Consider the following 3,103-nt stretch of genomic DNA (forward strand, 5'->3'; position numbering starts at 1 on the left):
GCCCAGGTGATGGCTCAGCTCGCCACCCAGCGCCCGCTCGATCAGCGCCTTCTTGAACGCCATCGACGCTTCCGCTATCGCCTCGGCCGTCATCGGCCCTTGAGTGAATTGATCCAGCAGTTCCTTCGGGATCTTCGGCAGCGCCGCCGTCCTCGCAGCGATCGCCTCGTTCTTCGTCTTCGTCTTGCTTGGCATACATGCTCCTGGTCGTCATGCTATGCCTCGCACACAAAATTACTGACAGGCTCACTCAGGATTTGGGCTTTGCCATACACGTCGTCGCCATCAAGGGTTTCCTGCGGTTCGTCGAAGTCCACCCAGTAGTAGAACTCCGGCCCTTTCAAGGTGTCGACGGGCTCCGGCTCACTGACGATTGTTGCAATGGATGACTTCTTCCATCCTCCAGAAGACGAGACCAGAACACGATCACGCAGGGCAAAGTTTTTCATTGGAACCCGACCATCCAGCGCGGCCAAAAGCAGTCACCGACCACCGACAAGGACGGGCAGATCAATCTGAGCCTCAGGTTTGCGAGTCCATGCGTTGTCACCATCATTATTCATACCGACCGATGACGATGCCGGAGGCTTGTATCTCCTCCGCGCTCGCTGGACGAAGAGCATTCATCGCGTCGCAGTGAGGGCACCTGGCTGACCCCTCACTCCGCCAACGTTCCGGCGGTTGAATCAGCCGTGCGTCTGCAAACTGGGAGCCTTCCTCGGTGCACTCGATACTGATCTCACCGCAGCCCCAACACTTGACCAACAACAACGAAGTACCTTGTCCGCAAACCGGGCAAGACTCTCTCAGATGCCAAGTAGGCGAATCGATTTGCATAGCGCGCGCGGGGCAGAAGACTGGGGCGTCAAAGTGAGGGGCTAGCCTATCCGAAAGCCGTCGTCCGCGAACTTCCACTCCTGGCCGACTGCTGGCTCTGAGCGGGACGGTGCGCGGGTGGTCAGGCGATATCCCAGCCTGCTGCTCTCGCCTCTGTCGCCGTTGCGAATGTGATGACCTTCGGCGCGAAACGCCCGCCAGTGCTTACCAGGCACTCCAAGGTGGCGTCCTGGAAGGTGAGCACAAAGTGTTCCTTGTCAGCCAAGTAGACCTCGGCTTTGTGCCTGGGATGAATCGCGCTAGCCGGCTCGAGTTCGAGCAGCCGTGACGACTTCTTGACGCGGTGAACTGAGTAGTACTGCAGGCCACGGCCATACAGCGGGTGCGACGCGAGTGCCTCGTCGTTTGGGTGGCCGTAGATCAGGCGGTGACACACCGCGAATTCCAGTGCTGCCACCCTGTCGTCCGCCGTCACATAGGTGACCCTGAGAGGCCCTGCACCCGTGCTGACCCGTGGCTCCCCCACACTGGATGGTTGCGGCCAGTCGAGCACCAGTTCGACGGTGTCTTGCATGTTGTTCACGCTCGAGAAGGCCTCAGGGCGAATCCCCAGAAGCAGGCTCCGATAACCGCTCCCAAGATCAGGTTTGAAAGAAGCCCCTGGAGTGCGACGTAGACCCCATGGGACGTGAGCCTGCTATTGATATACGTTGCGCCTCCCGAGTCACCAGCAGAGTAGCCGCCGTCTCTCAGCATGAACGTCGCAAGCGCATGGAGGGCCAAGTTCAGCAGCAGCGCGCAGCAAGCACCTCCTGCCAGGCAGTCGACGATCGAAACCTTCTTGACTCGTCTGAGCATCAAGAATGAGGGTACGCCGAACACGGCGATTGCCGCCCAGGAAACAGTGACCATCGAGATGATCGCGAACCCGATGGCATTCCATTGACCGGCCAGCGCGGCTGAACCCAGCGCCAAAAAGCCGCACGGAAGGACGGGCGCCAGGACGAACCCTGCAGGGACTCGCCAACCAACTCTTTCCACGTGTAGGGACTCCTGGTGGGACATGAGCATCACGGAGCCGGGCAAGTCTGAGTGACTCTCCGACGGCCGACGCCAGTCTAGTGCGGGTTTCGGATAGGCTGTCCACCTACCTGTCGACATCGCTCGGATCCTGGAAGGTCACATGGCACCAGTTCAAGAGCTAGCAGCCCAAATCCTCGCCCTCCCGGACGTCAAGCAGTCAACCTCTCGCTTCGGCTCGAGAGATCGGCCAGCTTGGTCTGTCCTCGGCAAGGAGTTCGCTCACTTGCATGCCGATGACCTGCTCGATCTCGTCCGGCTGCTTTCGGGTAGGCTGCCCGCACCGTAGATCCAACAGACGTCCTGACCATGCATCAAGGTTCTTGCCATTGCGGCGCCGTCCGCCTCACGCTGCCATCCACACCGGAAGTTGCCACGGACTGCAACTGCTCGCTCTGCCGTCGGATCGGCGGCCCCTGGGTGTATTTCGAGTTCGGGACGGTGACGATCGAAGGCCATCCCGGCTCGACCGAGGCCTACGTCCAGGGCGACAAGACCCTGCGCACGATCCGCTGTCGGCATTGCGGCAGCGTCACGCACTGGGAGCCGATCGAGGTGAAGGCTGGCGCGAGACATGGAGTGAACCTCGGAAACTTCGACCCGCAGTTGATCGCCTCCGTGCGAGTCCGCAAGTTCGACGGTGCGGACACCTGGAAATTCTTCGACGAGTGAGCCGGCATCCGGCCACGTCCGGTCGCTCGCGATCACCTCGAGGACCGATGCCCCCTCAGCCCAGCTTCATCGCGTACTCCACCCGCGACGCCATCTGCGGATCGCTCGGCTTCTCGAAGCTGTTGCAGAAGGCCGCGGTGGCGCCGGCCACGTCGTTCGTGCCCTTCACCGCGTCGATCGCGCCCTTGTACTCGCCCTGCAGCTCCTGCTTCAGGTAGCCGTAGTTGGCGGCCTGGCTCGACGGGTCGAGCTTGTTGGCCTTGGCGAAGTCGATCAGGCCCTGCTTGCGCACCCCGCCCCATTGGGCGATGCCATAGCCGTTGCCGTTGTCGTCGGCCATGTTGCCGTTCGGCCCGCCGATGCCGCCGCCCTGCGTGATGCCGGTATTCATGCCGCCGCTCTCGTGCCACAGGTTGCCGACGATGCCGGCGGCCTGGGCGTCGTTGAGGCCGAAGTCCTTCTTCAGGTTGTCCTTCCACTGCTGCGCGGCCTGCAGGCTCTCGCCCGGCTGCAG

General features: G+C 61.8%; 5 protein-coding genes and 1 pseudogene. 2 read left to right on the plus strand and 4 right to left on the minus strand.

Annotated elements, in window-relative coordinates; all coding sequences use genetic code 11:
* The 3 genes and pseudogenes from AC1DXV_RS33080 to AC1DXV_RS33090 form a co-directional block, all read right to left on the minus strand.
* Positions 1-195 (minus strand): annotated as a pseudogene (locus AC1DXV_RS33080) (IS256 family transposase); the annotation flags it as partial.
* A 20-nt stretch (positions 196-215) separates the two neighbouring features.
* The gene (locus tag AC1DXV_RS33085; RefSeq protein ID WP_477937751.1) at positions 216-449 is read right to left on the minus strand and encodes a hypothetical protein; all 234 of its coding nucleotides are present in this window, start codon (positions 447-449) and stop codon (positions 216-218) included.
* A 509-nt stretch (positions 450-958) separates the two neighbouring features.
* Positions 959-1,411, minus strand: coding sequence for a hypothetical protein (locus AC1DXV_RS33090; protein WP_477937752.1), 453 nt, complete (start codon positions 1,409-1,411; stop codon positions 959-961).
* Positions 1,412-1,591: 180 nt separating this feature from the next.
* Between AC1DXV_RS33090 and AC1DXV_RS33095 the strand changes: the two genes are divergently transcribed.
* Both AC1DXV_RS33095 and AC1DXV_RS33100 read left to right on the plus strand, forming a co-directional pair.
* Entirely contained in the window at positions 1,592-1,783 is a 192-nt protein-coding gene (locus tag AC1DXV_RS33095; RefSeq protein ID WP_477937754.1) for a hypothetical protein, read from the plus strand.
* A gap of 443 nt (positions 1,784-2,226) precedes the next feature.
* The gene (locus AC1DXV_RS33100) at positions 2,227-2,589 is read left to right on the plus strand and encodes a GFA family protein (protein WP_477937756.1); all 363 of its coding nucleotides are present in this window, start codon (positions 2,227-2,229) and stop codon (positions 2,587-2,589) included.
* A 55-nt stretch (positions 2,590-2,644) separates the two neighbouring features.
* On the opposite strand, the gene AC1DXV_RS33105 is transcribed toward AC1DXV_RS33100, so the two are convergent.
* Positions 2,645-3,103, minus strand: a 459-nt coding sequence (locus AC1DXV_RS33105) for a phage tail tip lysozyme (RefSeq protein ID WP_477937758.1), incomplete at its 5' end; no start/stop codon positions are given.

The organism is Rhizobacter sp. P3_C12 (assembly GCF_056402735.1).